25 protein-coding genes and 1 tRNA gene are annotated in these 22,546 nt (G+C 73.1%); 18 read left to right on the plus strand and 8 right to left on the minus strand.

Annotated elements, in window-relative coordinates:
- Positions 1-228: 228 nt before the first annotated feature.
- Positions 229-1,299 (plus strand): DoxX family protein, encoded by a 1,071-nt coding sequence (locus tag ACQEVB_RS16355; RefSeq protein ID WP_432971522.1) that lies wholly within the window; start codon positions 229-231, stop codon positions 1,297-1,299.
- Between the two features lie 57 nt (positions 1,300-1,356).
- Here ACQEVB_RS16355 and ACQEVB_RS16360 read toward each other — a convergent pair whose 3' ends face one another.
- Entirely contained in the window at positions 1,357-3,009 is a 1,653-nt protein-coding gene (locus ACQEVB_RS16360; protein WP_432971525.1) for an ABC transporter ATP-binding protein, read from the minus strand.
- A gap of 94 nt (positions 3,010-3,103) precedes the next feature.
- Between ACQEVB_RS16360 and ACQEVB_RS16365 the strand changes: the two genes are divergently transcribed.
- From ACQEVB_RS16365 to ACQEVB_RS16390, 6 genes are all read left to right on the plus strand, one after another.
- Positions 3,104-4,213 (plus strand): patatin-like phospholipase family protein, encoded by a 1,110-nt coding sequence (locus ACQEVB_RS16365; protein ID WP_432971528.1) that lies wholly within the window; start codon positions 3,104-3,106, stop codon positions 4,211-4,213.
- 38 nt (positions 4,214-4,251) lie between these two features.
- On the plus strand, positions 4,252-4,941 hold the full coding sequence (locus tag ACQEVB_RS16370; protein WP_432971531.1) for a DUF4253 domain-containing protein: 690 nt from the start codon (positions 4,252-4,254) through the stop codon (positions 4,939-4,941).
- A 48-nt stretch (positions 4,942-4,989) separates the two neighbouring features.
- A complete protein-coding gene (locus ACQEVB_RS16375) occupies positions 4,990-5,967 on the plus strand; it encodes an LLM class F420-dependent oxidoreductase (protein ID WP_432971534.1) in 978 nt (325 codons plus the stop codon).
- Positions 5,968-6,019: 52 nt separating this feature from the next.
- A tRNA-Ile gene (locus ACQEVB_RS16380) sits at positions 6,020-6,094 on the plus strand.
- A 176-nt stretch (positions 6,095-6,270) separates the two neighbouring features.
- Positions 6,271-6,483, plus strand: coding sequence for a hypothetical protein (locus tag ACQEVB_RS16385; RefSeq protein WP_432971537.1), 213 nt, complete (start codon positions 6,271-6,273; stop codon positions 6,481-6,483).
- Entirely contained in the window at positions 6,480-6,899 is a 420-nt protein-coding gene (locus tag ACQEVB_RS16390) for a type II toxin-antitoxin system VapC family toxin (protein ID WP_432971540.1), read from the plus strand. Before ACQEVB_RS16385 ends, ACQEVB_RS16390 begins: the two co-directional genes overlap by 4 nt.
- Positions 6,900-7,462: 563 nt before the next feature.
- On the opposite strand, the gene ACQEVB_RS16395 is transcribed toward ACQEVB_RS16390, so the two are convergent.
- A complete protein-coding gene (locus ACQEVB_RS16395) occupies positions 7,463-8,371 on the minus strand; it encodes a helix-turn-helix domain-containing GNAT family N-acetyltransferase (RefSeq protein WP_432971543.1) in 909 nt (302 codons plus the stop codon).
- Between the two features lie 108 nt (positions 8,372-8,479).
- Between ACQEVB_RS16395 and ACQEVB_RS16400 the strand changes: the two genes are divergently transcribed.
- The 6 genes from ACQEVB_RS16400 (at position 8,480) to ACQEVB_RS16425 (ending at position 12,933) form a co-directional block, all read left to right on the plus strand.
- Positions 8,480-9,766, plus strand: coding sequence for an FAD-dependent oxidoreductase (locus ACQEVB_RS16400; RefSeq protein ID WP_432980394.1), 1,287 nt, complete (start codon positions 8,480-8,482; stop codon positions 9,764-9,766).
- Between the two features lie 22 nt (positions 9,767-9,788).
- A complete protein-coding gene (gene arsM, locus ACQEVB_RS16405) occupies positions 9,789-10,544 on the plus strand; it encodes an arsenite methyltransferase (RefSeq protein ID WP_432971546.1) in 756 nt (251 codons plus the stop codon).
- 59 nt (positions 10,545-10,603) lie between these two features.
- Positions 10,604-10,951 carry an ArsR/SmtB family transcription factor gene (locus ACQEVB_RS16410; protein ID WP_432971549.1) on the plus strand — a complete coding sequence of 116 codons (348 nt, stop codon included), beginning with the start codon at positions 10,604-10,606 and terminating at the stop codon, positions 10,949-10,951.
- Positions 10,948-12,033 (plus strand): ACR3 family arsenite efflux transporter, encoded by a 1,086-nt coding sequence (arsB, locus tag ACQEVB_RS16415; RefSeq protein WP_432971552.1) that lies wholly within the window; start codon positions 10,948-10,950, stop codon positions 12,031-12,033. The genes ACQEVB_RS16410 and arsB overlap by 4 nt, the downstream gene beginning before the upstream one ends.
- Positions 12,030-12,452, plus strand: coding sequence for an arsenate reductase ArsC (locus tag ACQEVB_RS16420; protein ID WP_432971555.1), 423 nt, complete (start codon positions 12,030-12,032; stop codon positions 12,450-12,452). Before arsB ends, ACQEVB_RS16420 begins: the two co-directional genes overlap by 4 nt.
- Positions 12,453-12,522: 70 nt before the next feature.
- On the plus strand, positions 12,523-12,933 hold the full coding sequence (locus ACQEVB_RS16425) for an RpiB/LacA/LacB family sugar-phosphate isomerase (RefSeq protein WP_432971558.1): 411 nt from the start codon (positions 12,523-12,525) through the stop codon (positions 12,931-12,933).
- On the opposite strand, the gene ACQEVB_RS16430 is transcribed toward ACQEVB_RS16425, so the two are convergent.
- Entirely contained in the window at positions 12,930-13,514 is a 585-nt protein-coding gene (locus tag ACQEVB_RS16430) for a TetR family transcriptional regulator (protein ID WP_432971561.1), read from the minus strand. The two genes, ACQEVB_RS16425 and ACQEVB_RS16430, sit on opposite strands and share 4 nt — an antisense overlap.
- A 93-nt stretch (positions 13,515-13,607) precedes the next feature.
- Between ACQEVB_RS16430 and ACQEVB_RS16435 the strand changes: the two genes are divergently transcribed.
- Together ACQEVB_RS16435 and ACQEVB_RS16440 are read left to right on the plus strand one after the other, a co-directional pair.
- Positions 13,608-14,618: an FAD-dependent oxidoreductase gene (locus tag ACQEVB_RS16435; protein WP_432971564.1), complete on the plus strand. Its 1,011-nt coding sequence runs from the start codon at positions 13,608-13,610 to the stop codon at positions 14,616-14,618.
- Entirely contained in the window at positions 14,615-15,292 is a 678-nt protein-coding gene (locus tag ACQEVB_RS16440) for a DUF3159 domain-containing protein (RefSeq protein WP_432971567.1), read from the plus strand. The genes ACQEVB_RS16435 and ACQEVB_RS16440 overlap by 4 nt, the downstream gene beginning before the upstream one ends.
- On the opposite strand, the gene ACQEVB_RS16445 is transcribed toward ACQEVB_RS16440, so the two are convergent.
- From ACQEVB_RS16445 to ACQEVB_RS16460, 4 genes are all read right to left on the minus strand, one after another.
- Positions 15,195-15,545: a hypothetical protein gene (locus tag ACQEVB_RS16445; protein ID WP_432971570.1), complete on the minus strand. Its 351-nt coding sequence runs from the start codon at positions 15,543-15,545 to the stop codon at positions 15,195-15,197. The two genes, ACQEVB_RS16440 and ACQEVB_RS16445, sit on opposite strands and share 98 nt — an antisense overlap.
- A gap of 132 nt (positions 15,546-15,677) precedes the next feature.
- Positions 15,678-18,137, minus strand: a complete 2,460-nt coding sequence (locus tag ACQEVB_RS16450; protein WP_432971573.1) for an ABC transporter permease — start codon at positions 18,135-18,137, stop codon at positions 15,678-15,680.
- Positions 18,137-18,802 (minus strand): ABC transporter ATP-binding protein, encoded by a 666-nt coding sequence (locus ACQEVB_RS16455; RefSeq protein ID WP_432980397.1) that lies wholly within the window; start codon positions 18,800-18,802, stop codon positions 18,137-18,139. The genes ACQEVB_RS16450 and ACQEVB_RS16455 overlap by 1 nt, the downstream gene beginning before the upstream one ends.
- 11 nt (positions 18,803-18,813) lie before the next feature.
- Complete coding sequence (locus tag ACQEVB_RS16460; RefSeq protein WP_432971576.1) at positions 18,814-19,416, minus strand: M15 family metallopeptidase; 603 nt, start codon at positions 19,414-19,416, stop codon at positions 18,814-18,816.
- A gap of 86 nt (positions 19,417-19,502) precedes the next feature.
- Between ACQEVB_RS16460 and ACQEVB_RS16465 the strand changes: the two genes are divergently transcribed.
- The 3 genes from ACQEVB_RS16465 to ACQEVB_RS16475 are packed head-to-tail and all read left to right on the plus strand — an operon-like array spanning position 19,503 to position 21,680.
- Positions 19,503-20,165, plus strand: a complete 663-nt coding sequence (locus tag ACQEVB_RS16465) for a response regulator transcription factor (RefSeq protein ID WP_432971579.1) — start codon at positions 19,503-19,505, stop codon at positions 20,163-20,165.
- Positions 20,166-20,172: 7 nt separating this feature from the next.
- A complete protein-coding gene (locus ACQEVB_RS16470; protein ID WP_432971582.1) occupies positions 20,173-21,285 on the plus strand; it encodes a sensor histidine kinase in 1,113 nt (370 codons plus the stop codon).
- A gap of 35 nt (positions 21,286-21,320) precedes the next feature.
- Positions 21,321-21,680, plus strand: a complete 360-nt coding sequence (locus tag ACQEVB_RS16475; protein ID WP_432971585.1) for a YciI family protein — start codon at positions 21,321-21,323, stop codon at positions 21,678-21,680.
- A gap of 39 nt (positions 21,681-21,719) precedes the next feature.
- Here the strand turns inward: ACQEVB_RS16475 and ACQEVB_RS16480 are convergent, their stop codons facing one another.
- Positions 21,720-22,535: a sigma-70 family RNA polymerase sigma factor gene (locus tag ACQEVB_RS16480; protein ID WP_432971588.1), complete on the minus strand. Its 816-nt coding sequence runs from the start codon at positions 22,533-22,535 to the stop codon at positions 21,720-21,722.
- Positions 22,536-22,546: the final 11 nt, after the last annotated feature.

The raw sequence follows: 22,546 nt of genomic DNA on the forward strand, positions 1-22,546 counted from the left end.
TGGTGACCTGCATCGGCGTCGCTGCCGGGACGACGCTGCGAGACCGGCGTGAACGTCCAGACCCACCGACGGCGTGGCCGTCGACGGGTTGCAGCGCCTACGCGCTCGACGCGGAGCGCGTACCGGCCACGATCGCATGATCCGTCGGCGCATTGATCGATCAAGGGTTTGGTGACCTGGGGCGCGGGGAACGCACTGCGCATGCTCTTGCGTCGTGTAGCCCGACCCATGCTGGCGGCCATCTTCATCTCCGGTGGAATCAACGCACTGCGCAACCCGGAAGGCCACGTGCAGGCGGCGCGACCCGTGCTGGACGCGGTGTCGCCCGCCGTCGACAAGGCCGTCGAGGTAGCGCCGATCGACGAGCGCCCGAGCGACGAGACCCTCGTCAAGGTCGATGCCGCGGTCAAGATCGCGGCCGGGACGATGCTGGCGCTCGGCAAGGCACCCCGGCTCGCGTCCACCGCGCTCGCGGCGTCGCTGATCCCGACGACGCTGGCCGGGCACCGCTTCTGGGAGGAGACCGATCCGCAGGTCCGCGCCCAGCAGCAGGTCCACTTCTTCAAGAACGTCAGCCTCCTCGGCGGGCTGCTCATCGCCAGCGCGGACACCGCCGGCAAGCCGTCGCTGGGGTGGCGCGGCCGGCGAGCCGCGGGCTCCGCCGTCACCGCGATCAGCGACGCGGGCGAGCGCGTCGCCGAGCTCGCCGGCGGGGTCGGTGAGACCGTCACCGGGGTCGCCGGGAGCGCGGGGTCCGCGGTCACCGGCCGGATCGGCGCGCCCGACACCACCAAGGCCAGGGAGCGTGCCGCCGGCATCGCCGCCGGACTGACCGGCCTCGGCTCCGGCGCCGCCGCGGCACTGTCGGACCGCGCAGCCAAGACGGGTGCCGGGCTCTCCCGCGTCGGCGGTGAGGTGTCCGCCCGCTCCGGCGAGATCTCCGACGACTGGGTGGCCCGCGCCGCCAAGGCGCGCAAGCGCGCCGAGAAGCGGGCGGCAGCGCTGCAGAAGAGGACCGCCAAGAAGCGGGCCCGCCTGCAGAAGCAGGCCGACAAGCGCCGCGCCGAATGGGCCAAGGCCGCCGAGGCCAAGCGCGCCCAGTGGGAGAAGGCGGCGGCGAAGAAGCGCAAGCAGATCGAGAAGCAGGCGCCCGGCGTGCTCGACCAGGTCGGCACCCAGGCGGCCAAGCTCGGCCACGACATCGCCCACCGCGCCAGCACCGTCGGGCACGAGGTGGCCCGCCAGGCCGAGGGCGTCGCGCACGACACCCGCAAGCGCCTCGCCGCAGCGCGCAGCTGACCGACCACCCGGAGGCCGACCGCCCGGCGATCACGGATCACCGGGCGGTCGTTGTGCTCAATCCTCGAGGAACCCGCCGGACTGTTGGATGACGGCCTCGCTCTCCGAGTCCAGCGCGCTCGTGGCCTCGTCGAGCAGCAGCACGTCCGCGTCGCGCAGGATCGCCCGCGCGATCGCCACGCGCTGGCGCTGCCCACCCGACAGCTTCACCCCGCGCTCGCCGACCAGGGTGTCGAAGCCGTCCGGCAGCGCGTCGACGAAGTCGAGGACGTGCGCCGCCGCTGCCGCCTCCCGCACCTGCGCCGCAGTGGCGCCCGGCCGGCCGAACGCGATGTTCTCGCCGAGGGTGCGGTGGAACATCACCGGGTCCTGCGGCACGTACGCGATCCGGCTGCGCAGGTCCGCCTGCGACAGCCGGCTGATGTCCTGGCCGCCGATCAGCACCCGCCCGCCCTGCACGTCCATCAGGCGCAGCAGCAGCCGGATGATCGTCGTCTTGCCGCCGCCGGAGCGCCCGACGAGGCCGACCCGCTCGCCGTCGCCGATGACGAGGTCCAGCCCGTCGAAGAGCGGTGTGTCCTGGCCGGAGTGGGTGAAGTGCACCTTGTCGAACCGGACCGCGGCGCCCGTCGGTGCGAGCGGCTCCGGGTCGGCGACGTCGACCACGCGCGGCTCGTCCAGCAGCAGCTCGGCGAACTGCGCCGCCTCGGTCGTGGTGCGTTCCAGCGTGCGCCAGGTCTGGTTGAACTCGAACATGATGCCGGCCGCCTGCAGGAAGTAGGCGAACACCACCACGACCGCGGTGACGCCGGCCCCGCCGGGGCGGGTGGCCACCCCGATCGCGACGACCAGCCCGAGCACGTTGGCGAGCACCGCCATCGGCGCGATGAGCGTGTCGATGCGCAGGTTCGAGTAGTCCCACGAGCGCAGCGCGAGCACGCGGTTGTCCGCCACCCGCCGGCGGTGCTCCGCGGCCTCGCGCAGCTCCGACGCGTGCGCGCGCACGGCGTCCATGTTGGACAGGGTGTCGGCGACGTGCCCGGACACCCGCGCCGACGACTCCTCGCGCGCGGCGACGATCAGCTGCCGCCGGCGGATCAGCGGCACCACCAGCACCGCGGTGACGACGATCGTGCCGACCAGCACCGCGACCAGCAGCGGGTCGAACTGCCACAGCAGGATCGACGCGAACGTCAGCGGCAGCACCTTGGCGAACACGTTGAACGCGAGGGTGTCGACGAATGCCTCGAAGCAGGACGCGTAGCTCAGCACGCGCTTGGTCAGCGACCCGGTGAAGTTCTCGTGGAAGAACGCCGCGTCCTTCGCCAGCAGCTCGTCCATGCCCCGCACGTACAGGGACTCGATGCCGTAGGCGTCGACCCGGTTGAGGCAGTGGATGCCCAACCGGTACAGCGCCTCGCCGCCGAGCATCGCCGCGGCGAACAGCAGCACGGCGGAGGTCAGCCCGCCGGTGTCGCCGGCCGTCAGGTCGGTGACCAGACCGGCCACCACCAGCGGCGGCAGGTAGAAGAGGCTGATGTTGCCCAGCGCGGGCAGTGCCAGCGCACCCACGGCGAGCAGGCCGTGGCGGCGCAGCTCGCGCAGGTAGGAGCGCAGGGCGAGGCGGAACGCGGTGCGCCGCCGGTCGGTCGTTCGGATCGTCGGTATGGAGGCCACCGTGGCGCCGGTCGGGGCAGCCGTGATGGACATGGTTCACCCCTTTCAGGGGTTGGTTGGGAGGACGACCATCGTGGCGCCGGGACCGGACGCGGTCCACCGAGTTTCGGGGCGCACACTGGGCGTCGTGACGGGGGAGACGGTCGGACTCGTGCTCGCCGGGGCCGCGGCCCGCGGCCCCTACCAGGCCGGGGCGTTGTCGGTGCTGCTCCCGGCGCTCGCCGCCGAGGGCCGCCGCCCGGTGGTGCTGCTCGGCACCAGCTCGGGCGGCATCTCCGCGGCTCTGGTCGCACAGTTCGCCGACCTGCCCGCCGCGGAGGCCGGCGACCGCATCGTCGACACCTGGACCGGCTTCGGCGAGGTGTTCCGCAACCCGCTGCTGCGCCCGGCGCCGGCCGCGGCGCTGGGGGCGCGGCTGTTCGGCGCCTCCTTCGTCCCACCCGTCACGTCGGTCCTCGACGTCGCGCCGCTGGAGGAACGCGCCGCCGACCTGTTCCACCCCGAACGGGTCGCCGCCAACATCGACGCGGAACTCGTGCGCTCGCTCGCCGTCGCGACCACGGTGTGCCCGGCCGCCAGCGCCGCCGCCCGGTCGCGGCTGTTCGTGCAGGGGCAGGCGCCGGTCGACGACGACACGGGCGACGGCATCGACGTCGTCGCCACACCGATCACACTGCAGCACCTCATGGGCTCGGCGGCGATCCCCGGGCTGTTCCCGGCGGTCCGCGTCGACGGGCCCGGCGCGGGCTACCACGTCGACGGCGGGGTGCGGCTCAACGCGCCGTTCCGCGCGGCGCTCGACCTCGGCGTCGACCGGCTGGTGGTGATCAGCGGGCACTCCGTCGACCTGCCCGACGTGCCGACACCCGTCGACGCACCGCCCGACCTCGCCGCGCTGGCCGCTCTGTCGGTGCGCGCGATCCTCGCCGACGCGCTCGGCGACGACCTGCGCGCGCTGCGCCGCAAGAACCGCCGCGCCCGCGCCAAGGTCGTGCCGCACCTGGTCGTTGCCCCGAAGGACGGCAGGCTGGCCGAGCTCGCCGCCGCCACCTTCCACCCGTCCGGGCCGTGGGACGAGTACTGGGCCATCGGCCGGCTCATCGACGCGCTCGGCGACGGTCCCGGCCGCAACGAGCTGATCAGCCTCGTCCTGTTCCGCGACAGCTACGCGAAGGCGCTCGTCGACCAGGGGCGGGCCGACGCGGAAGCGGCGCTGGCCGCGGATTGGACGATCTGAGAGGGAACCGAACGGGCGCGGGCTCCGTCCAAACGCCCATGAACACCTCCGAGTTCCTCCCGCCCCTGCGTTCCATCGGCCCCATCCGGGTCAGCCGCGACCGGCTCGACGGCCACCCCGCCTACGCGTCGCTGCTGCACGAGGCCGCGTCCACCGGCGCCTGCCCGGTGTGGGTCACCGCGCTCAACCGCGTCGAGCCGCCGGACGACCCTGCCGCCGCGATCGCCGCGATCCCGGACGTCGACCCGGAGGAGTTCCTCGCCAGGCACTGGACGCGCAACTGCCCGCTGTGCGGCTGCCGCGACCCGTTCGGCACCTTCCCCGGCCTGGCACCCCGCACCCGGTCGTCGCCGAACCCGCTCGAGACCGCCGAATCGGCCGTCGCGCTGCAGCGCGGCCACCTCGCACTCGTCCCCGCCGGCCGGCCCGCCGACGTGATCACCGCGCTCGGCTGGACCGGGCCGGCCAACTACGGCGCCGACCTGACCGGCCTGAGCGCCGTCCTGCGCAGCTGGGAGGACCGGTTCGGCGCCGTCCTCGTGCGGGTGGACGCCGCGACACTGTGGCTGTCGGTCGCCTCCCCGCCCCGCACCCCCCACCACGCCGAACGGATCGCCGCCGAGCACTTCTCCTTCTGCCGCGACGTCGACTGGGAGGACCCCCGCCCCCTCCGCACCTACGCCGCCGACCTCGTCGGGGCGCACACGTGGCGGTTCTGGTGGGACTGAGCGTTCGCCACTTGCCTTCGAGCGCGCTCGAAGGCATAGCGTCGAGGCGTGAGCATTCGTCTCGGCTACCAGATCCCCAACTTCTCCTACGGCACGCCCGTCGCCGAGCTGTTCCCGACCGTGATCGCGCAGGCGCGCGAGGCCGAGGACGCCGGCTTCGATGCCGTGTTCGTGATGGACCACTTCTACCAACTGCCCGGCATCGGCACGCCCGACCAACCGATGCTGGAGTGCTACTCGGCGTTGTCGGCGCTCGCCGTCGCCACATCGCGGGTGCAGCTGTCCGCGCTGGTCACCGGCAACACATACCGCAACCCGACGTTGCTGGCGAAGGCCGTCACCACGCTCGACGTCGTCAGCGGCGGGCGGGCCGTCCTCGGCATCGGGGCCGGCTGGTACGAGCTGGAGCACCAGCAGCTCGGGTACGAGTTCGGCACGTTCACCGACCGGTTCGCCCGGCTCGAGGAATCCCTGTCGATCATCGAGCCGATGCTGCGCGGGCAGCGCCCTACCGTCGAAGGCCGGTGGTACCGCACCGAGAACGCCATGAACGAGCCGCGGTACCGCGACGACCTGCCGATCATGCTCGGCGGCAGCGGCGAGAAGAAGACGTTCGGCCTGGCCGCGCGGTACGCGCAGCACCTGAACGTCATCTGCGACCCGGCGGACCTGCCCCGCAAGCTCGAGGCGCTGGCCGCCCGCTGCGCCGAGGTCGACCGCGACCCGGCCACCCTGGAGACCAGCTTCCTCACCACCGTCGTCGTCGACGAGGACGGCGGCAAGGCCCGGGAGGTGCAGCGCGACTACTTCGTCAGGAACGGCATCGACCCCACCTCCGACGACCCGCGCGTGCGCCTCCTCCTGTCGCGCCAGATCGTCGGCAGCCCCGACGAGGTGGCCGCGAACGTCAAGGAGCGCATCCTGGACAAGGGCATCGACGGCATCATCATCAACATGCCGCTGACCGGCCACGAGCCCGGCAAGGTCGCCCTCGCGGCGAAGGCACTGGCCCCGCTCGTGAAGTGACCGGCGCCGCCCCGGACACCGCCGCACCCTCCGGTAGGGTCCGACGCTGTCCGGGGCGGTAGCTCAGCCGGTCAGAGCAGCGGACTCATAATCCGTCAGGTCGTGGGTTCGAACCCCACCCGCCCCACTTTGTGCTGGTCAGCGCGTTATCGGCCAGGGTCAGACTCATAACCCATGCGCGATTCCTGAACTTGTGTTCGGCGGTGTTCGCCGATCGCGCCCTGTGTGCCGCAGCCGTCAGTGGTGGTCTGTGGCGCTCGTGTCGGAGCTGGTCGTGTGGGTGGCGGTCGCTAGGCTGGTGTCATGAGCGCTGAGCGGGACGAGCTGCGGGAGCTGGTGGAGCAGCTGCCGGACGAGGACGTGCCGGCCGCGCTGGCCGACGTGCGTCGCCGTCTGCGTCCTGTGGGGGAGCGGCGGTGGCCGCCGGCGTTCTTCGGTGCCGGGCGCGCGGAGCGCAGTGATGTGGCTGACCGCACGGAAGAGATCCTGCGCGAGGGGTTCGGCCGTCCGGCGTGATCGTCTGCGATACCGGTCCGATCGTTGCTGCGGCGCTTGAGGGCGACAATCGCTACCACGAGTGTGTCGAGCTGTTCACCGGGCTGCATCTCGCCGGCCACGCGTTGCTGGTGCCGGGCACGGTCATCGCCGAGGTCGGGTACATGCTCGCTCGCGAGTCCGGTGCGGAGGTCGAGGCGCTGTTCTTGACGGCAGTTGCCGAGGGGGACTTCGAGCTGGTCGATCTGACCGCGGCGGATCTGCGGCGCGCTGCGCAGCTGGTGCGGACGTACGCCGACATGCCGTTGGGTACGACCGACGCGACGGCCATCGCTGTCGCCGAGCGCTTGGGGGTACGCGAGGTGGCGACGTTGGATCGTTGTCACTTCAGTGTCGTGCGGCCGAGCCACGTTGAGGCGTTCACGCTGCTCCCGTAGCGACCGATCGTGGGCTCGCCGGGGTTCGACGTCGATCACGCCCCTGGGGGGGTCCTCGCGCACGATGGCTGCGGAGCGTTCGGCGAGGTCGTGCTCCGCGGAGAGGGCGCCGTCGCTGACGAACAGTCGCGGCGTGACAGGTCCTGGCTCGACGAGGCACGCGCGGAGGATCTTTTCCAGGGCGGGAAGCTGCGTCTCCGGGACCGCGTCGACGAGTCGGTGCAGGTCCTCCCTGCTGGTCATGGGATGACTGTCCCACGCCGGCGCGCTGGGGCGGGGACACGCGTTGCCGTTGATGTCGCATGCGCCCGGCTGCGTCGCAAGTGTCGATCTTGCTGCCGCCATGATCGCCCCACGGAAATCCCCACGGTTACTTCCGCGAACCGCGGTTGAGGGTGGATCGCCGGTGATGATCGATGCGCCGCGTGACCAGCGTGACAGGGTCTCGCGGAGCATGGTCGAACAGTGGATCTAGGAGCCGTCAGGTCGTGGGTTCGAACCCCACCCGCCCCACTCCGAACTGCAGGGTTGTGGGCTTAGGCCGAACCGCTCCGCCCGGCCGCTCAGTCCTCGGGATCGACGGGGTCGGTGGCGCGGCGGCGTTCGAGGAAGACGGTGTCGCGCCAGACGCCGTGGTGTCGGCCGATGCGTTCGCGCAGGCCGAGGGTGCGGTAGCCGGCGGAGCGGTGCAGCGCGATGGAGGCCCGGTTCTCGGGGAAGATCGCGGTCTGCAGGGTCCAGAGGCCGGCGGCGTCGGCGGCGGTGACCTGCTTGTGGATCAGGGCGGTGCCGATGCCGCGGCCGCGGGCACCGTCGGCGACGTAGATCGAGCTCTCGGCGACGCCGGCGTAGACGGGCCGGGTGGACACCGGGCTGAGCGCCGTCCAGCCGACCACCGTGCCGTCCAGCTCTGCGACCCAGCGGTGGTCGGTCAGCCACTTGCGGTCGAGTTCGCGCCGGTCGGGGACCTCGGTCTCGAAGGTGGCGTGGCCGGTCGCGATGCCCTCGGCGTAGATGCGCCGGACGTCGGCCCAGTCCGCGGCCTCCAACGGGCGCACGGTGACGTCGGCGGGCAGGTCGGTCGGGCAGCAGGGGCGCGGGCCGAGCATGCCCATCACCGCGTCGGCGGCGTGCGGCAGACCGGTGCAGCACGCCGGGTTGACCGACACGAGCGTGGTCGTGCCTTCCTTGCGCAGGTGGACGAACCCGACGTCGGCGAGCTTGCGCAGGTGGTGGGAGCAGGTGGACTGGCTGATGCCCAGCTGGGCGGTCAGCTCGCCGACGCTGACCTGGTGGCCGGCGACGGCGACCGCGTGCAGCATCCGGACCCGGGTCGGTTCGGCGAGGCAGGCGAACCACTCCGCGTAGGTCGCCGCGTCCTGCGGCCCGAGCTGGGTCGGGGGTCCTGAGACGTCGGTCAACGGCAGCGCCGCACCGCTGACGACGTCGGATGCGGACAGGCCGGTGCTCATGCGGCGATTATCGACGGAGATCGATGGTTGCGTCAATCGACGTCCGTCGATAGAGTCCCGCCAACTGTATCGACGAGCGTCGATGGAACGTGAGGGTGCGGGATGGACGTGTCGGACCTGCCGGTCGTCGTGGTCGGTGCCGGGCCGGTGGGGTTGGCCGCGGCCGCGCACCTGCTGGAGCGCGGGATCGAGGTCGTGGTGTGCGAGGCCGGTTCGGTGGCCGGCGCGAGCGTGCGGGAGTGGCACGGCGTGCGGTTGTTCTCCCCCTGGTCCGAGATCGTGGACCCGGTCGCGGAGAAGCTGCTCGCGCCCACCGGCTGGCAGCGCCCCGACGCCGGGTCCTACCCCACTGGCGGGGAGTGGGCCCGGCACTACCTGCAGCCGTTGGCGGACGAGCTGGGCGACCGCGTCCGTTACGGCGCGCGTGTGATCGGCGTGGCGCGGCGAGGACGCGACCGGATCGTCGACGCGGGGCGCGACACCGAGCCGCTCACGGTGCACATCGAGACCGCGGCCGGCGAGGTGCGGATCCCGGCCCGGGGGCTGATCGACGCGTCGGGGACGTGGTCGACTCCGAACCCGCTCGGCGCGGACGGCCTGCGCGCGATCGGGGAGCGGGCCGCCGAGCACATCGCCTACCGCATCCCCGATCTCGCCGATCCGGCGGTGCGGGCGCGGTACGCGGGCACGCGGATCGCGGTCGCGGGCAGCGGTCACTCCGCGCTGACGGCGCTGGTCGCGTTCGCCGAGCTCGCCGAGGACGAGCCCGGCACGCACGTCGATTGGCTACTGCGCCGCGGCCAGGTCGGTGACACCTTCGGGGGTGGCGCCGCCGACCAGCTCCCGGCCCGCGGGGCGCTCGGGGTGCGCGCGGCCGCCGCCGTCGAGGCCGGCCACATCACCACCGTGACCGGGTTCCGCACGACGGCCGTGGAGCGGGTGGGGGAGCGGCTGGTGCTGGAGTCGCTCGACGGGCGCCGGCTCGACCCCGTCGACGAGGTGGTGGTGCTGACCGGGTTCCGCCCGGACCTGTCGTGGCTCTCGGAGCTGCGGCTCGACCTCGACCCCACGCTGCAGGCCGCGCGGGAGCTGGCCCCGTTGATCGACCCGAACGTGCATTCCTGCGGCACCGTCTACCCGCACGGCGCCCGTGAGCTGGCCCAGCCCGAGCCGGGAGTGTTCCTGGTCGGCATGAAGGCCTACGGCCGCGCGCCGACGTTCCTGGCGCTGACCGGCTACGAGCAGGTCCGTTCCGTCGCTGCGGCGCTGGCCGGGGACCGGGAGGCCGCGGAGCGGGTCGAGCTGGTGCTGCCCGAGACCGGGGTCTGCGGTGGCGCCGGTGTGTTCGACGCGCCGGCCGACGCCGGCGGGTGCTGTGTCGCCACGACGGCGTGAACCCGTCCACGAGAGGAACCCGATGTCCGAGCCCTGGCCGACCGAGCAGATCCGCGAGAATGTCCGCGCCCGCTACGCCGCCTCCGCCACCCGCATCGCCGCCGGATCGACGTGCTCGACGAGCTGTTGCGGGCCGGCCGACGCGTCCTTCGGCGCCCAGCTCTACGACCTCACCGAAGCCGCGGGGGCGCCGGCCGCCGCCGTCCAGGCGTCGCTGGGGTGCGGGGTGCCGACCGCGGTCGCCGACCTGGAGCCGGGCGAGACCGTGCTGGACCTCGGGTCCGGCGCCGGCGCCGACGTCCTGATCTCCGCCCGTCGGGTCGCGCCCGGTGGACGCGTCTACGGCCTGGACATGACCCCGGAGATGCTCGAGCTCGCCCGCGCCAACGCCGCGACCGCGGGCGTGGACAACGTCGAGTTCCTGCAGGGCTACCTCGAGGAGATCCCGCTGCCCGATGCCAGCGTCGACGTGGTGATCTCCAACTGCGTGATCAACCTGGCCGCCGACAAGACCGTCGTGCTCCGCGAGGCGGCGCGGGTGCTGCGCCCCGGGGGCCGGTTCGCGGTCTCCGACGTGATCGCCGATCCCGGGCTGGATCCGGCGGTGCGGGCCGATCCCGACGCCTGGTCGGGATGCGTCGCCGGCGCTCTGACCCGCACCGAGTTCGAGACCGCGCTGGCTGACGCCGGGTTCGTCGAGATCGACATCGAGGAGACCCACCGCGTCCACGAGCACGCCGCGTCCGCGATCGTGCGCGCCACCCGATCCACGGGCTGACCGCGTGTTCATCCGGCGTTCGCTTGCAGGGCTGTATCGACATCCATCAACATAGATGCGTGTCGATACAGCTGCCGGTCCTGTGCTCGTCGGTACGGACCCGCGAACCCCTCACCGCAGGCGAGGCGGGCGAGCTGGCCGTGGCGTTCAAGGCGCTCGGCGACCCGGTGCGGTTGCGGCTGCTGTCGCTGATCGCCGCGCACGACGGCGGCGAGGCGTGCGTGTGCGACCTGGCCGGCGCGTTCGAACTGTCCCAGCCCACGATCAGCCACCACCTCAAGGTGCTGCGCGAGGCCGGCCTGGTCACCAGCGAACGCCGCGCGACCTGGGTCTACTACCAGGTCGTTCCCCACCGGATCGCGCTGCTCGCCGACGTTCTCGCCCCGGCCGCCGGAGCCACGACGTGAGTGCTGCTCCCGACGCCGCCGTCGTGCGGCGGCTGTCCACGCTCGACCGGTTCCTGCCCGTCTGGATCCTCGCCGCCATGGCGGTCGGGCTCGGCGCCGGCCGGTACGTCCCCGGCCTGGGGGCCGCGCTGGACGCGAGCGCGATCGACGGCGTCTCGTTGCCGATCGCACTCGGGCTGCTGATCATGATGTATCCGGTGCTGGCGAAGGTCCGCTACGACCGGCTCGACACGGTCACCGGTGACCGTCGGCTGCTGATCAGCTCCGTGGTGCTGAACTGGGTGCTCGGGCCGGCGCTGATGTTCGCGCTGGCCTGGCTGCTGCTGCCGGACCTGCCCGAGTACCGCACCGGACTGATCATCGTCGGGCTCGCCCGCTGCATCGCCATGGTCGTCATCTGGAACGACCTCGCCTGCGGTGACCGCGAGGCCGCTGCCGTGCTCGTCGCGATCAACTCGGTCTTCCAGGTGATCGCGTTCGCCGCGCTGGGCTGGTTCTACCTGTCCGTGCTCCCCGCCTGGTTCGGGCTCCCGCAGGCCGACCTCGACGTCTCCGCCTGGCAGATCGCTCGATCCGTGCTGATCTTCCTCGGCATCCCGCTCGTCGCCGGGTACCTCACCCGCCGCTACGGGGAGCAGGCCAAGGGCCGCCGGTGGTACGAGGAGACGTTCGTCCCCCGCATCGGCCCGTTCGCCCTCTACGGCTTGCTGTTCACGATCGTCGTGCTCTTCGCCCTGCAGGGCCATGCCATCACCTCCCGCCCCCTCGACGTCGCCCGCATCGCGCTGCCGCTGCTGGCCTACTTCGCGCTCATGTGGTTCGGCTCCCTGGCGCTGGCCCGCGCGATCGGGCTGGGCTACGAACGCGCGGCCACCCTGGCGTTCACCGCCGCCGGCAACAACTTCGAGCTCGCCATCGCCGTCGCCGTCGCCACCTTCGGCGTCGCCTCCGGCCAGGCACTGGCCGGCGTGGTCGGACCGCTGATCGAGGTTCCCGTCCTGGTCGCCCTGGTCAACGTCTCGCTGGCCGCTCGCCGACACTGGTTCCCCACCTCCCCAGCTCGGAAGGACGTCCCACGATGAGCGCCGCGATCGACGGGACCCCGGTCGTCCTGTTCCTGTGCACCCACAACGCCGGTCGGTCCCAGATGGCACTCGGGTTCTTCGACCACATCGCGGCAGGACGGGCCATCGCCTTCTCCGGCGGGTCCGATCCCGGCGCGTCGGTCAACCCGGCCGCCGTCGCGGCCATGGCCGAGCGCGGCATCGACATCAGCGGCGCGTACCCGAAGCGCTGGACCGACGAGGTCGTCCGCGCCGCCGACGTCGTGATCACGATGGGTTGCGGCGACGCCTGCCCCGTGTACCCCGGCCGTCGCTACGAGGAGTGGGTCCTCGACGACCCGAACGGGCTCGACGTCGCCGCGGTCCGTCCGATCCGCGACGAGATCGAGCGCCGCGTCCGCGCACTCGTCGACGAACTCGTCCCCGCCACCTCCTGACCCATCGCCCCGAGCTGCTCCGCCGCGTGGAAGGGTTGCGAGGGACGAAGCCGCGACACGGGAGACGCCAGTGCGCATCGCGTTCGGAGCCGACGACGACAACGAGTGCGTGCAGGCGGTGCTGGAGCACCTGCGGTCCGTCGCCGAGGTGGCGGTGCAGCCCGCCTCCCGCTGGCCGGAGTTCGCGCGGGCCGTCGGGGAGGCCGTCGCCGGCGGTGACGCGGACTTCGGCGTCGTCATGTGCTGGACGGGAACGGGCACGACGATCGCCGCGAACAAGGTGGTGGGGGTGCGGGCCGCGCTCGCGTGGGAGCCGTGGATCGCGGCGAACGCGCGCCGCTGGAACGACGCGAACGTGCTCGGGCTGAGCCTGAAGCGCCTCGCGCCGGACGTGGCCGTGGAGTGCGTGCGGGCGTTCCTCGACGTCGAGTCCTACGACGCCGACGAGGCGGCCGACATCGACCTGATCCGGCCGCTCTAGCCCGTGAGGCAGTACTGCACGAGCCGGCCGAACCGGGTGACCAGCTCGTCGGTGGGGGCGGATGCGATCGGTTCGATGCGCACGACGTAGCGGGCCATGGTCAGGCCCAGGATCTGCGCGTTGACCATGCCGGCCCGCAGGGCGGCGTCGGGGGTGTCGAGCATGGCCGTCAGCCGGTCGCTGATCTCGCGGTCGATGAACTCGCGCAGCAGCGCCTCGGACTCGTCGTGCGTGGGCGCCGACCGGGCGAGCATCGCCAGCGGTGCGCGGTCGGACCGGTCCATGTTGTCGAGCAGCACCCGCACGACGCGTTCGCCGAGCCCGTCGAGCCCGGCCGCGAAGATCGCCTCGATGCCCTCGGGGACGGCCGGGGCCAGCTCGATGGCCGCCGCGAACAGGCCCTGCTTGGTGCGGAAGAAGTAGAAGACCATCGACGGGTCGACGCCCGCCTCCGTGGCGACGGCGCGGACGGTGGTGCCGGCGTAGCCGTGCTGGCGGAACAGCCTGCGCGCGGTCTCGAGGATCCGCTGCCTGCTCTCCGCGCCGGATCGCCAGCGTCCGGGGCGACCGTGTTCTGCCATGGCTCGCGGAGTCTAGCCGCGCGTTTCTTCATCATGCGATGAAGTTTGCGGGTACGGTGAACTTCATCAACCGGTGAAGAAAAGGGTGGAACCGTGCGGGTGATCGTGATCGGCGCCGGACTGGGCGGGTTGGCGCTGGCCCAGGGGTTGCGGCAGGCAGGCATCGCGGTCGTGGTGGTCGAGCGGGACGCGGCCGACGCGCGCCCGCAGGGCGTGAGCCTGCACCTCGACGAGCGGGGGCGAACGGCGTTGCGCGCGTGCCTGCCGCCCGCGCACCTGCGGATGGTCGAGGCGACCCTGGGCGGTCTGCGCGCGGGCACCCGGTCGCTGTCGGACGTCGACGGCGACCTCACCGCGGGTCCGCCGCAACGGGTGGACGGGCCGGGCGGTCCGGTCCGGCCGGGCCGGATGGCCGATCGGCCGCTGCTGCGCGCGGTGCTGCTCACCGGGCTGGAGGACGTGGTGCGCTTCGGGGTCACGTTCACCGGCTACGAGCCGGCCGGCGCGGGCGTACGGGCGCGGTTCGCCGACGGCTCCGTGGAGACGGCGGACCTGCTGGTGGGCGCGGACGGCGTCGGCTCGACGGTGCGCAAGCAGCTCCTGCCGCACGTCCGGGTCGTGGACACGGGCCGGCGCATGCTCATGGGGGCGACCCCACTGCGGACGGCGGCAGGGTTGCCGGAGCTGATCGGCGACGACCCCGCGACGATGCGGGTGGGCGACACGACGATGGTGTGCAGCGTCCTGCGGTTCGCCGAGCCACCGGCCGCCGCGCGCGACCGGTGGCTGCCCGCTCTGCGCAGCCGGGTCGTCGACGACGCCGAGGACTACGTGATGTGGGCGCTGCCCGGCCGGCTCGCCGCCGACCTGCATCCGACGCTGCAGTCGATCGTCGAGAACGCCTGGCCCGAGCGCACGGTCGCGCTGCGGATCGGGGCGATCCAGGGCATGCCGGCGCTGCCGGCCGGCCCGGTCACGATCCTCGGTGACGCCGTGCGCGTCGGGCCGGGCTTCGGCGCGAATCTCGCGCTGCAGGACGCGTGCCGGCTGCGGGACGCGGTCGTCGCCGACGGACGCACCGATCTCGCGAGCGCGGGCGCATGAGCCTGGCCGTGCTCACGCGGCGGACGTGGTCGCTGTTCGAGGCCGTCGGCGGATGGCGGACGGTCGCCGACGGCGTCGCGTCGCGGCTGGTGTTCCTCGTCGCCTACCTGCTGACCGGCGAGGTGGTGGTGGCCGCACTGGTGGCGGTGGGCGGGGTCGTGGTGCTCGCGCTCCTGCGGGCGGTGACCGGCGGCCGGTTCTGGCAGTCGGCGGTCGGGCTGGTCGTCGTGGGCGGGTCGGCGCTCTTCGCCAGCACGACCGGGAACGCCGTCGACTTCTACCTCTCGACCGTTCTGATGCAGCTCGGCGGGGGCGCGGTGTTCCTGGGGTCGATGCTGGTGGGGTGGCCGATCGTCGGCGTCGTGGTGGGCGCGGGCACCGACTGGCGGCGGGATCGCGCGCTGCGGCGCCGCTACCAGCTGTGCTCGGCGATGTTCGTGGCGAAGAGCGTCCTCGCCGTCGCGGTGCTGGTGCCGCTCTACCTGGCGGATCAGGTGGTGGCCCTCGGCCTCGCCGCGGCGACGCTGGCCGGGGCGCCCGGGACCGCGCTGTGGTTCTACCTCTGCTGGCGGACGCTCAACGGCGGGAGTCGTCCAGGTACTGCAGCAGCTCGTGCGCGGCCAGCTCGACGTCCTTGTGGCCCCACTCCGCCGCCCGGTAGTGGCAGGAGATGATCCCCATGCGGTGGATGCGCCGGAAGTCGCCGAACACGAACGCGTAGCGGCGCTTGGTCTCGTCGGCCGCACCCTCGGTGAGACCGAGGTGCCAGGCGGCGTACTCCTCCCAGCTGTGCGTCTTCAGGTAGCGGGTGCCGTCCGCGGCGCTGGGCTGGACGTCGCCCCAGCTGCTGCGCAGCACGTACCGGCGGGCGTCGATGAGCTCGCGCGCGTGCCGGACGCCTGCCTCGTTGACTGCGTACTTGGCCATCACGGCATCGTGGCGCAGCCCGGCCGGGTCCGCAGTTCGCCGGGCGCGCGACGAGAACGACCTTGTCGTGAGATCGAATCGATTCAGCTCGCGGCAACGTCGTTCTCGTCGCGGGTGCCGGCGGGGGCTGGGTCAGTCGAGCGTCAGCCCCGCAGCCGGCGGCACCTGCGCGGCCCGGCGGGCGGGGAGCACCGCGGCGAGCAGGCCGGCCAGCACGGCCACGAGGACGACGGCGCCGAGCTCCGGCCACGGGACGACCATGGTGGCGCGGGTGAGGGCCCGCTTCACGAACGTCTCGAAGCCGATCCAGGCGAACCCGACCCCGATGACGGTGCCGAGGACGGCGGCGACCCCGGCCAGCAGCAGCGCCTCGGTCGCCAGCATCCGCCGCAGCCCCCTGCGGGTGAGCCCGAGCGCGCGCAGCACGGCGTGCTCGCGGGCCCGTTCGAGGACGGACAGGCCCAGCGTGTTGGCGATCCCGACCACGGCGATCGCGACGGAGATCCCGAGCAGGCCCAGCACCGACCAGGCGATGATGTCCCGTTCCCGGTTCGCCCCGACCTGGGCCTGCAGCTGGTCCTCGACGGTCGCGCCGGCCGCGTCGGCCAGCCCGGAGAGCGTCGCGACGAGGGGGAGCGGGTCGGCGGTCGGGGCCGCGCGGACCCACACGACCCGTGGCTCGGGGGTGTCGGTGAGCTGGGCCATCGTCTCCGGCGCGACGAGCGCTGCCTTGCCCCAGCCGGAGAGGGCGACGAGCCGGAGCTGCACCTCGCGGTCGCCGACGCGCACCGTCAGCTGGTCCCCGGGATGCAGGTTCGGGCGCACGAACGCGTCGAGGTCGATGCGGACGGTCCCGGGCTCCACGTCGGCGAAGCCGCCGCCGTCGCGGGCCACCTCCGCTGCGTTCGACGCGCTGAGGACCGGCAGCGGCGTGTCGAACCCGGAGATCCGTCCGACGGTGCCGGTCACCGCCACCGCCGCCGCGACGCCCGGGGTGTTCCGCACCTGGTCGAGCAGGTCGGTGGTGACGGGCTCGTCGAGCGACGTGAGCGCGGCGTCGATGGGGTGGTGCCGGGCGTTCACCTCGTCGATGCCGGCCCGCCAGGTCGCCATCCCGGTGAGCACCGCGGTCGTCAGGGTGACGCCGATCAGCAGGCCGGCCGTGGTGGTGGCGGTCCGGCGCCGGTTGCGCACCGCGTTCTGCGTCGCGAGCCGTGCGGACGGGCCGAGCAGCGCACCCCCGATCATGATCATGCGCGGGACGAGCACCGGGCCGACCAGGAGCACGCCGGCGAACAGCGCGGCCCCGCCGGCCACCATGATCGCCGTGCTGTGCCGGAGCACCGCCACGGCGAGCAGGGCCAGGCCGGCGACGAGCAGGACCGCGGCGAGCGCCAGCCGCGCCCGGCCGGTGGCGGAGCGCGTGTCCACCCCGGCCTGCGGGCGCAGCGCGGCCAGCGGGCGCACCGCGACCACCTGCCGGGTCGGCAACCACGACGCGATCATCGTGACGAGCAGGCCGACGGCGAACCCGCCCAGCAACCACGGCACCGGCAGCGCGGGCGCGGCCATCGGGGTGCTGGGCGCGACGGAGTTGATCAGGGGCAGCAGGCCGTAGCCCAGCCCGACCCCGATCAACGCGCCGACCAGCGACGCGAGCACGCCGACGGTGGCCGCCTCCTTCCGCACCGAGCCCAGCACCTGCTTGCGGGTGGCGCCGACGCAGCGCAGCAGCGCGAAGTCGCGCAGGCGCTGCGCGAACAGGATGGAGAACGTGTTCGCGACGACGAGGAGCGAGACCACGAGCGCGACGCCGGCGAAGAGGAGCAGCAGCAGCGTGATCATGTCGGTGTCGTTGTTGAGCCCGGCCAGGCCCTCGCGGACGTAGTCGTCGGCCGACCAGACCCGCATGCCCACGGTGACCGGGCCGACGTCCCCGCGCACCGAGATGCTGCCGATGTGGAAGGTGGGCTGGTCGCGCCACGCCAGGTACTGCTGCCACGTGACGTACATCGACGCCTGGGTCCAGGTCGTGGGGGAGCGCACGAGCCCGACGACCTGCAGGTCGGTCGCCGCGGCGCCGGCGCCGACCCGGATCCGGTCACCCACCGAGACCTTCTGCGCCTGGGCGTCCCAGACGTGCATCACCACCTCGCCCGTGCGGTCGGGGAAGCGGCCCGCGTAGAGCGTCTGCCAGCGCAGCTCGGGTGACGCGGCGATCGGGCCGATCGTGGTCCGGCCTGCGAACTCGCCCGAACCCATCGGGGTGCCGTCCGCCCGCTGCGCCGGCAGGTCGACCCGGCCGAGCCCGGACGCGTTGTCGCCGAGCCGGTTGATGAGCGCGATCGCGTCCGCCACGTTCAAGGTGTCGGGGCAGCACGCCGGGCCACGCACCGGCGCGTCGGCGTCCACGTCGACCACGTGGTCGGCGCCCCGGTACGGCGCCCCCGAGCCGGCCATGAACCCGGCCCGCGCCCCGTCGGTGAGCACCCCGATCACGACCACGAACGCGACGGAGACGAGCACGGCGACGGCGGCGGCGACGTAGCGGCGGGTGTGGGTGCGCAGCGACGCGCGGAAGACGCTGCGCATCAGACGATCCGCCCGTCCTGCATGGTGACGACGTGGTCGGCGTACGTCGCCGCGTCGCGGTCGTGGGTGACCATCACGACGGTCTGGCCGAGCTCGCGCGCCGAGCGGCGCAGGTGGTCCAGCACCTCGGCGGAGGTGGTGCTGTCGAGGTTGCCGGTGGGCTCGTCGGCGAACAGCAGGTCGGGCTGCATGACCAGGGCGCGGGCGATCGCGACGCGCTGCTGCTGGCCGCCGGACAGCTCCGCGGGGCGGTGGCCGAGCCGGTCGGCGACGCCGAGGGTGTCGGCGATGGCGCGTGCGCGTTCCCGCGTCGCGTCGTCGATGCGGCCGCCCAGCTCGAGCGGGAGCAGGATGTTCTGCCACGCGGTGAGCATCGGCAGCAGGTTGAACGCCTGGAAGACGAACCCGACGTGCTCGCGGCGGAAGACGGTCAGTGCGTCGTCGTCGAGCGCGGCGAGGTCCGTCCCGCCCACGGTGACGGTGCCGCTGCTGGCCTGGTCGAGACCGGCCAGGCAGTGCATCAACGTCGACTTGCCGGAGCCGCTCGGGCCCATGATCGCGGTGAACCGGCCGCTCGGCAGGTCGAGGTCCACCCCGCGCAGGGCGTGCACCGCGGCGTCGCCGCTGCCGTAGGTCTTGGTCAGGTTGCGCGCGCCGGCGGCCATGAGTGTGGTGGTCACCGCATCCTCGGATCGTGCGTCGGGTCGGGGTACAGGGGCGGGCAGCCGTGCTCGACGGCGTCGGGCCGCAGCTCGAAGTGCCACGGCTCGTTGGCGTAGATCCGGCACAGACCGTAGGCGGCGCCGTGCTCGGCGAGCCACGCCGCCGCGGCGGGGCGGCCGATGTCGACGGCGTGCCCCGACACGTGCGGGGACGTGTCGGGCGTCGCGACCCAGCGGGCGGCCTCCTCCTCCGACCCGTACTTCTCGACGGCCTCGCGGAGCAGCTGCGCCTGGTAGGCGCGCGAGCGCCACCCGCTGTTGACGGAGAGCGTGACGCCCTCACGGGCCGCCCGGGTCGCCGCCCGGCGGAGCGCGGCGAGCAGGTCGGGGTCGAGGTTGACGACGGCCGGGAGCTCGTCGTCGAAGACGGTGACACCGACCGGGACGGCGCCGTCGGCGGTGCCGAGCGCCTCGCCGGCCTCCGGCGCGCGGACGTCGGCGGACGCGAAGGTCGTCGGGACCGACCGGTAGCCGACGGCACCGATGATCGCGGCGATGACCACGGCCATGGCGAGGAGGCTCGACGGGCCGGTGTGCGCCCGCGTTCGCTGGTTCATGCTCCCAGTCGAGTGAAAGTGCTGTTACCAGCTCGTATGCGGTTCTCGATACGTCGGCGATATGCGTGGGCTCGTAGCATCGAGGCGTGCGGGTGCTGGTGGTCGAGGACGAGCTGTACATGGCGGAGGCCATCCGCGACGGGCTGCGCCTGCAGGCGATCGCCGCCGACATCGCCGGTGACGGCGACACCGCGCTCGAGATGCTCTCCGTCAACTCCTACGACATCGCGGTGCTCGACCGCGACATCCCGGGGCCGTCCGGTGACGAGGTGGCCGAGCGCATCGTCGCGTCCGGCAGCGGCATGCCGATCCTGATGCTGACCGCCGCCGACCGGCTCGACGACAAGGCGTCCGGGTTCGGGCTCGGCGCCGACGACTACCTCACCAAGCCGTTCGAGCTGGGGGAGCTGGTGCTGCGGCTGCGGGCGCTCGACCGCAGGCGGGGCCACAACCGGCCGCCCGTGCGGGAGATCGGCGGCCTGCGCCTCGACCCGTTCCGCCGCGAGGTCTACCGCGACGGTCGCTACGTGGCACTGACCAGGAAGCAGTTCGCGGTGCTGGAGGTGCTCGTCGCGGCGGAAGGCGGCGTCGTCAGCGCGGAGGACCTGCTCGAACGGGCGTGGGACGAGAACGCCGACCCGTTCACCAACGCCGTGCGGATCACGGTCTCGGCGCTGCGCAAGCGGCTCGGCGAGCCCTGGCTGATCGCGACGGTGCCCGGGGTCGGCTACCGCATCGACGGGGCGTGAGCGGCTCGTGGAGCGGCGTCCCGGCATGAGCGTCCGGCTGAAGCTCACCCTGAGCTACGCCGGGTTCCTCATGCTCGCCTGGCTCCTGATCATCTTCGCCGCGTGGGTGTTCCTCGCGCGGTCCTTCCCGCTCAGCTCGTTCGTCCCCCGGCTCGAGAACATCCCCCGCGCGTTCAACCCGAGCAACTTCGGCCCCAGCGTCTTCGGTGCGGCGGTGGCCCTCGTGCTGGTGTTCCTGCTGGTGTTCGGGCTCGTGGGCGGGTGGCTCCTCGCCGGGCGCATGCTCGCTCCGCTGAGCCGCATCACGCACGCCACCCGGCAGGCCGCGAACGGGTCGCTCGCGCACCGGATCGAGCTGGAGGGCAGCAAGGACGAGTTCCGCGAGCTCGCCGACGCCTTCGACGCCATGCTCGCCCGGCTGGAGGCGCACGTCGCCGCCCAGCAGCGGTTCGCGGCCAACGCGTCCCACGAGCTGCGCACCCCGCTCGCCATCACGCAGGCCCTGCTCGACGTGGCGCGGAACGACCCGAGCCGCGAGAGCACCGTGCTGGACGAGCGCCTCCGCGCCGTGAACGTCAGGGCGATCGAGCTGACCGAGGCGCTCCTCCTGCTCAGCCGCACCGACCAGCGCACCTTCACCCGCGAGCAGGTCGACCTGTCCCTGCTGGCGGAGGAAGCCGTCGAGACGCTCGTGCCGCTGGCCGAGAAGCACGGCGTCGCACTGGAGACGTCCGGCGACGCCGCCCCCGCGGTGGGTTCGCACGCGCTCCTGCTGCAGCTGACCACGAACCTCGTGCACAACGCGATCGTCCACAACCTGCCCGCGCACGGCGTCGTGCAGATCAGCACCGGCCTCCAGGGCCGGAACGCGGTGCTGACCGTCGAGAACTCCGGGGACCGGCTCGCCCCGCAGCTGGTCGCCACCCTCACCGAGCCGTTCCAGCGCGGCTCGCGCCGGACCAGCACCGACCACGCGGGGGTCGGCCTCGGCCTGGCGATCGTCAAGAGCATCGCCGAGGCGCACGAGGGAACCCTCACGCTCGCGGCGCGGGAGACCGGCGGCCTGCGCGTCACGGTGGAGCTGCCCGCGGTCACATCCGGGCGGCGCCACGGCTCATAGGTGCGTGCGAAGGACGCACCCGTGAGGAGGACGTGATGCAGTTCGTGTTCGTGATCCACCAGGGCGCCTACCCGCTGCCGGGCACGCCGGAGTGGTCGACCCTGTCCGCTGAGGACGCGAGGTCGGCCTACACCGGCTGGGCCGCCATCAACAAGATGTCCAACGTGGAGGGCGGGCCGCCGCTGGGCCTGCCCAAGGACGCGACGACCGTCCGCGTCCAGGACGGCGCGACCGTCCGCACCGCCGGCCCGTTCCTCGACGCGACGAGCGCAGTCGGCGGGTTCATGCTGGTCGAGGCGGCGGACCTGGACGAAGCCGTGGAGGTCGCGGCCAGGATCCCGCAGGCGCGGTTGGGTGGTGCCGTCGAGGTGCGGGTGCCGGCGAAGTACTGGTGAGGGCGCGGGTCCGGTGCCCGACCGGCACCGGGCCCGTCGTCATCGGGCCGCGCGGAGGACGTCGATCCGCACGATCCGGTCGTCGACGACGGCGAAGGTCATCACCGCCGTCGGGTGTCCGTCGCGGGTGACCACGGCGCCCACCATCCCCTCGAGAAGGACGGGGTGCAGCCGGGCGCCCCGGGGAACGCGCGCCCCGGTCGCCACCGCCGCCGCGCCGCGCACGACGAGCGGCGGCCGGGCGCTCCCGAAGTCGGTCCGCAGCTCGACCTCGGGGTCGAGCACCCGCACGAGGGCGTCGAAGTCGGCCGCCCGTGCGGCCGCGTAGAACGCGTCGACCACCTGCCGCTGCCGAGCCAGGTCGGGGGCGTCGACCGCGCCGCCCCGGACGCGGCGTCGAGCCCGGCTGGCGAGCTGCCGCGCCGCGGCGGGCGAGCGGCCAACAACGGCGGCGATGTCGGCGAACGGCACGTCGAACAGGTCGTGGAGCACGAACGCCAGCCTTTCGCCCGGCGTGAGCCGGTCGAGCACCACCAGCAGCGCCAGCCCGACCGAGTCGGCCAGCAGCGCCTCCTGCTCGGGGTCGAGCGCCGCAGCCGGGACGGCCGGGTCCGCCGGCTCCTCGCGGCGACGCCGCCGGGAACGCAGCTGGTGCAGGCACTCCCGGGCGACCACCGTGGTCAGCCAGCCACCGAGGTTGTCGATCCGCTCCGCTTCGGCGCTGCTCAGCCGCAGCCACGCGTCCTGCACGGCGTCGTCGGCCGCTGTCTCCGAGCCGAGCATGCGGTGCGCCACGGCGCGCAGCCGCGGCCGTTCCCGCTCGAAGCGCTCTGCCAGCCACGCGGTCTCGTCCATCGGTCACCGTC

This window comes from Pseudonocardia sp. CA-107938 (genome assembly GCF_050936315.1).
Lineage (GTDB): Bacteria > Actinomycetota > Actinomycetes > Mycobacteriales > Pseudonocardiaceae > Pseudonocardia.

What these genes read in the sequence shown, in the direction of transcription:
- ACQEVB_RS16355 (WP_432971522.1), top strand. Translation starts at nt 229, where the DNA reads ATGCTGGCGGCCATCTTCATCTCCGGTGGAATCAACGCACTGCGCAAC.
- ACQEVB_RS16360 (WP_432971525.1), bottom strand. Translation starts at nt 3,009, where the DNA reads ATGTCCATCACGGCTGCCCCGACCGGCGCCACGGTGGCCTCCATACCG.
- ACQEVB_RS16370 (WP_432971531.1), top strand. Translation starts at nt 4,252, where the DNA reads ATGAACACCTCCGAGTTCCTCCCGCCCCTGCGTTCCATCGGCCCCATC.
- ACQEVB_RS16385 (WP_432971537.1), top strand. Translation starts at nt 6,271, where the DNA reads ATGAGCGCTGAGCGGGACGAGCTGCGGGAGCTGGTGGAGCAGCTGCCG.
- ACQEVB_RS16395 (WP_432971543.1), bottom strand. Translation starts at nt 8,371, where the DNA reads ATGAGCACCGGCCTGTCCGCATCCGACGTCGTCAGCGGTGCGGCGCTG.
- arsM (WP_432971546.1), top strand. Translation starts at nt 9,789, where the DNA reads ATGTCCGAGCCCTGGCCGACCGAGCAGATCCGCGAGAATGTCCGCGCC.
- ACQEVB_RS16420 (WP_432971555.1), top strand. Translation starts at nt 12,030, where the DNA reads ATGAGCGCCGCGATCGACGGGACCCCGGTCGTCCTGTTCCTGTGCACC.
- ACQEVB_RS16430 (WP_432971561.1), bottom strand. Translation starts at nt 13,514, where the DNA reads ATGGCAGAACACGGTCGCCCCGGACGCTGGCGATCCGGCGCGGAGAGC.
- ACQEVB_RS16440 (WP_432971567.1), top strand. Translation starts at nt 14,615, where the DNA reads ATGAGCCTGGCCGTGCTCACGCGGCGGACGTGGTCGCTGTTCGAGGCC.
- ACQEVB_RS16445 (WP_432971570.1), bottom strand. Translation starts at nt 15,545, where the DNA reads ATGGCCAAGTACGCAGTCAACGAGGCAGGCGTCCGGCACGCGCGCGAG.
- ACQEVB_RS16450 (WP_432971573.1), bottom strand. Translation starts at nt 18,137, where the DNA reads ATGCGCAGCGTCTTCCGCGCGTCGCTGCGCACCCACACCCGCCGCTAC.
- ACQEVB_RS16455 (WP_432980397.1), bottom strand. Translation starts at nt 18,802, where the DNA reads ATGGCCGCCGGCGCGCGCAACCTGACCAAGACCTACGGCAGCGGCGAC.
- ACQEVB_RS16460 (WP_432971576.1), bottom strand. Translation starts at nt 19,416, where the DNA reads ATGAACCAGCGAACGCGGGCGCACACCGGCCCGTCGAGCCTCCTCGCC.
- ACQEVB_RS16475 (WP_432971585.1), top strand. Translation starts at nt 21,321, where the DNA reads ATGCAGTTCGTGTTCGTGATCCACCAGGGCGCCTACCCGCTGCCGGGC.
- ACQEVB_RS16480 (WP_432971588.1), bottom strand. Translation starts at nt 22,535, where the DNA reads ATGGACGAGACCGCGTGGCTGGCAGAGCGCTTCGAGCGGGAACGGCCG.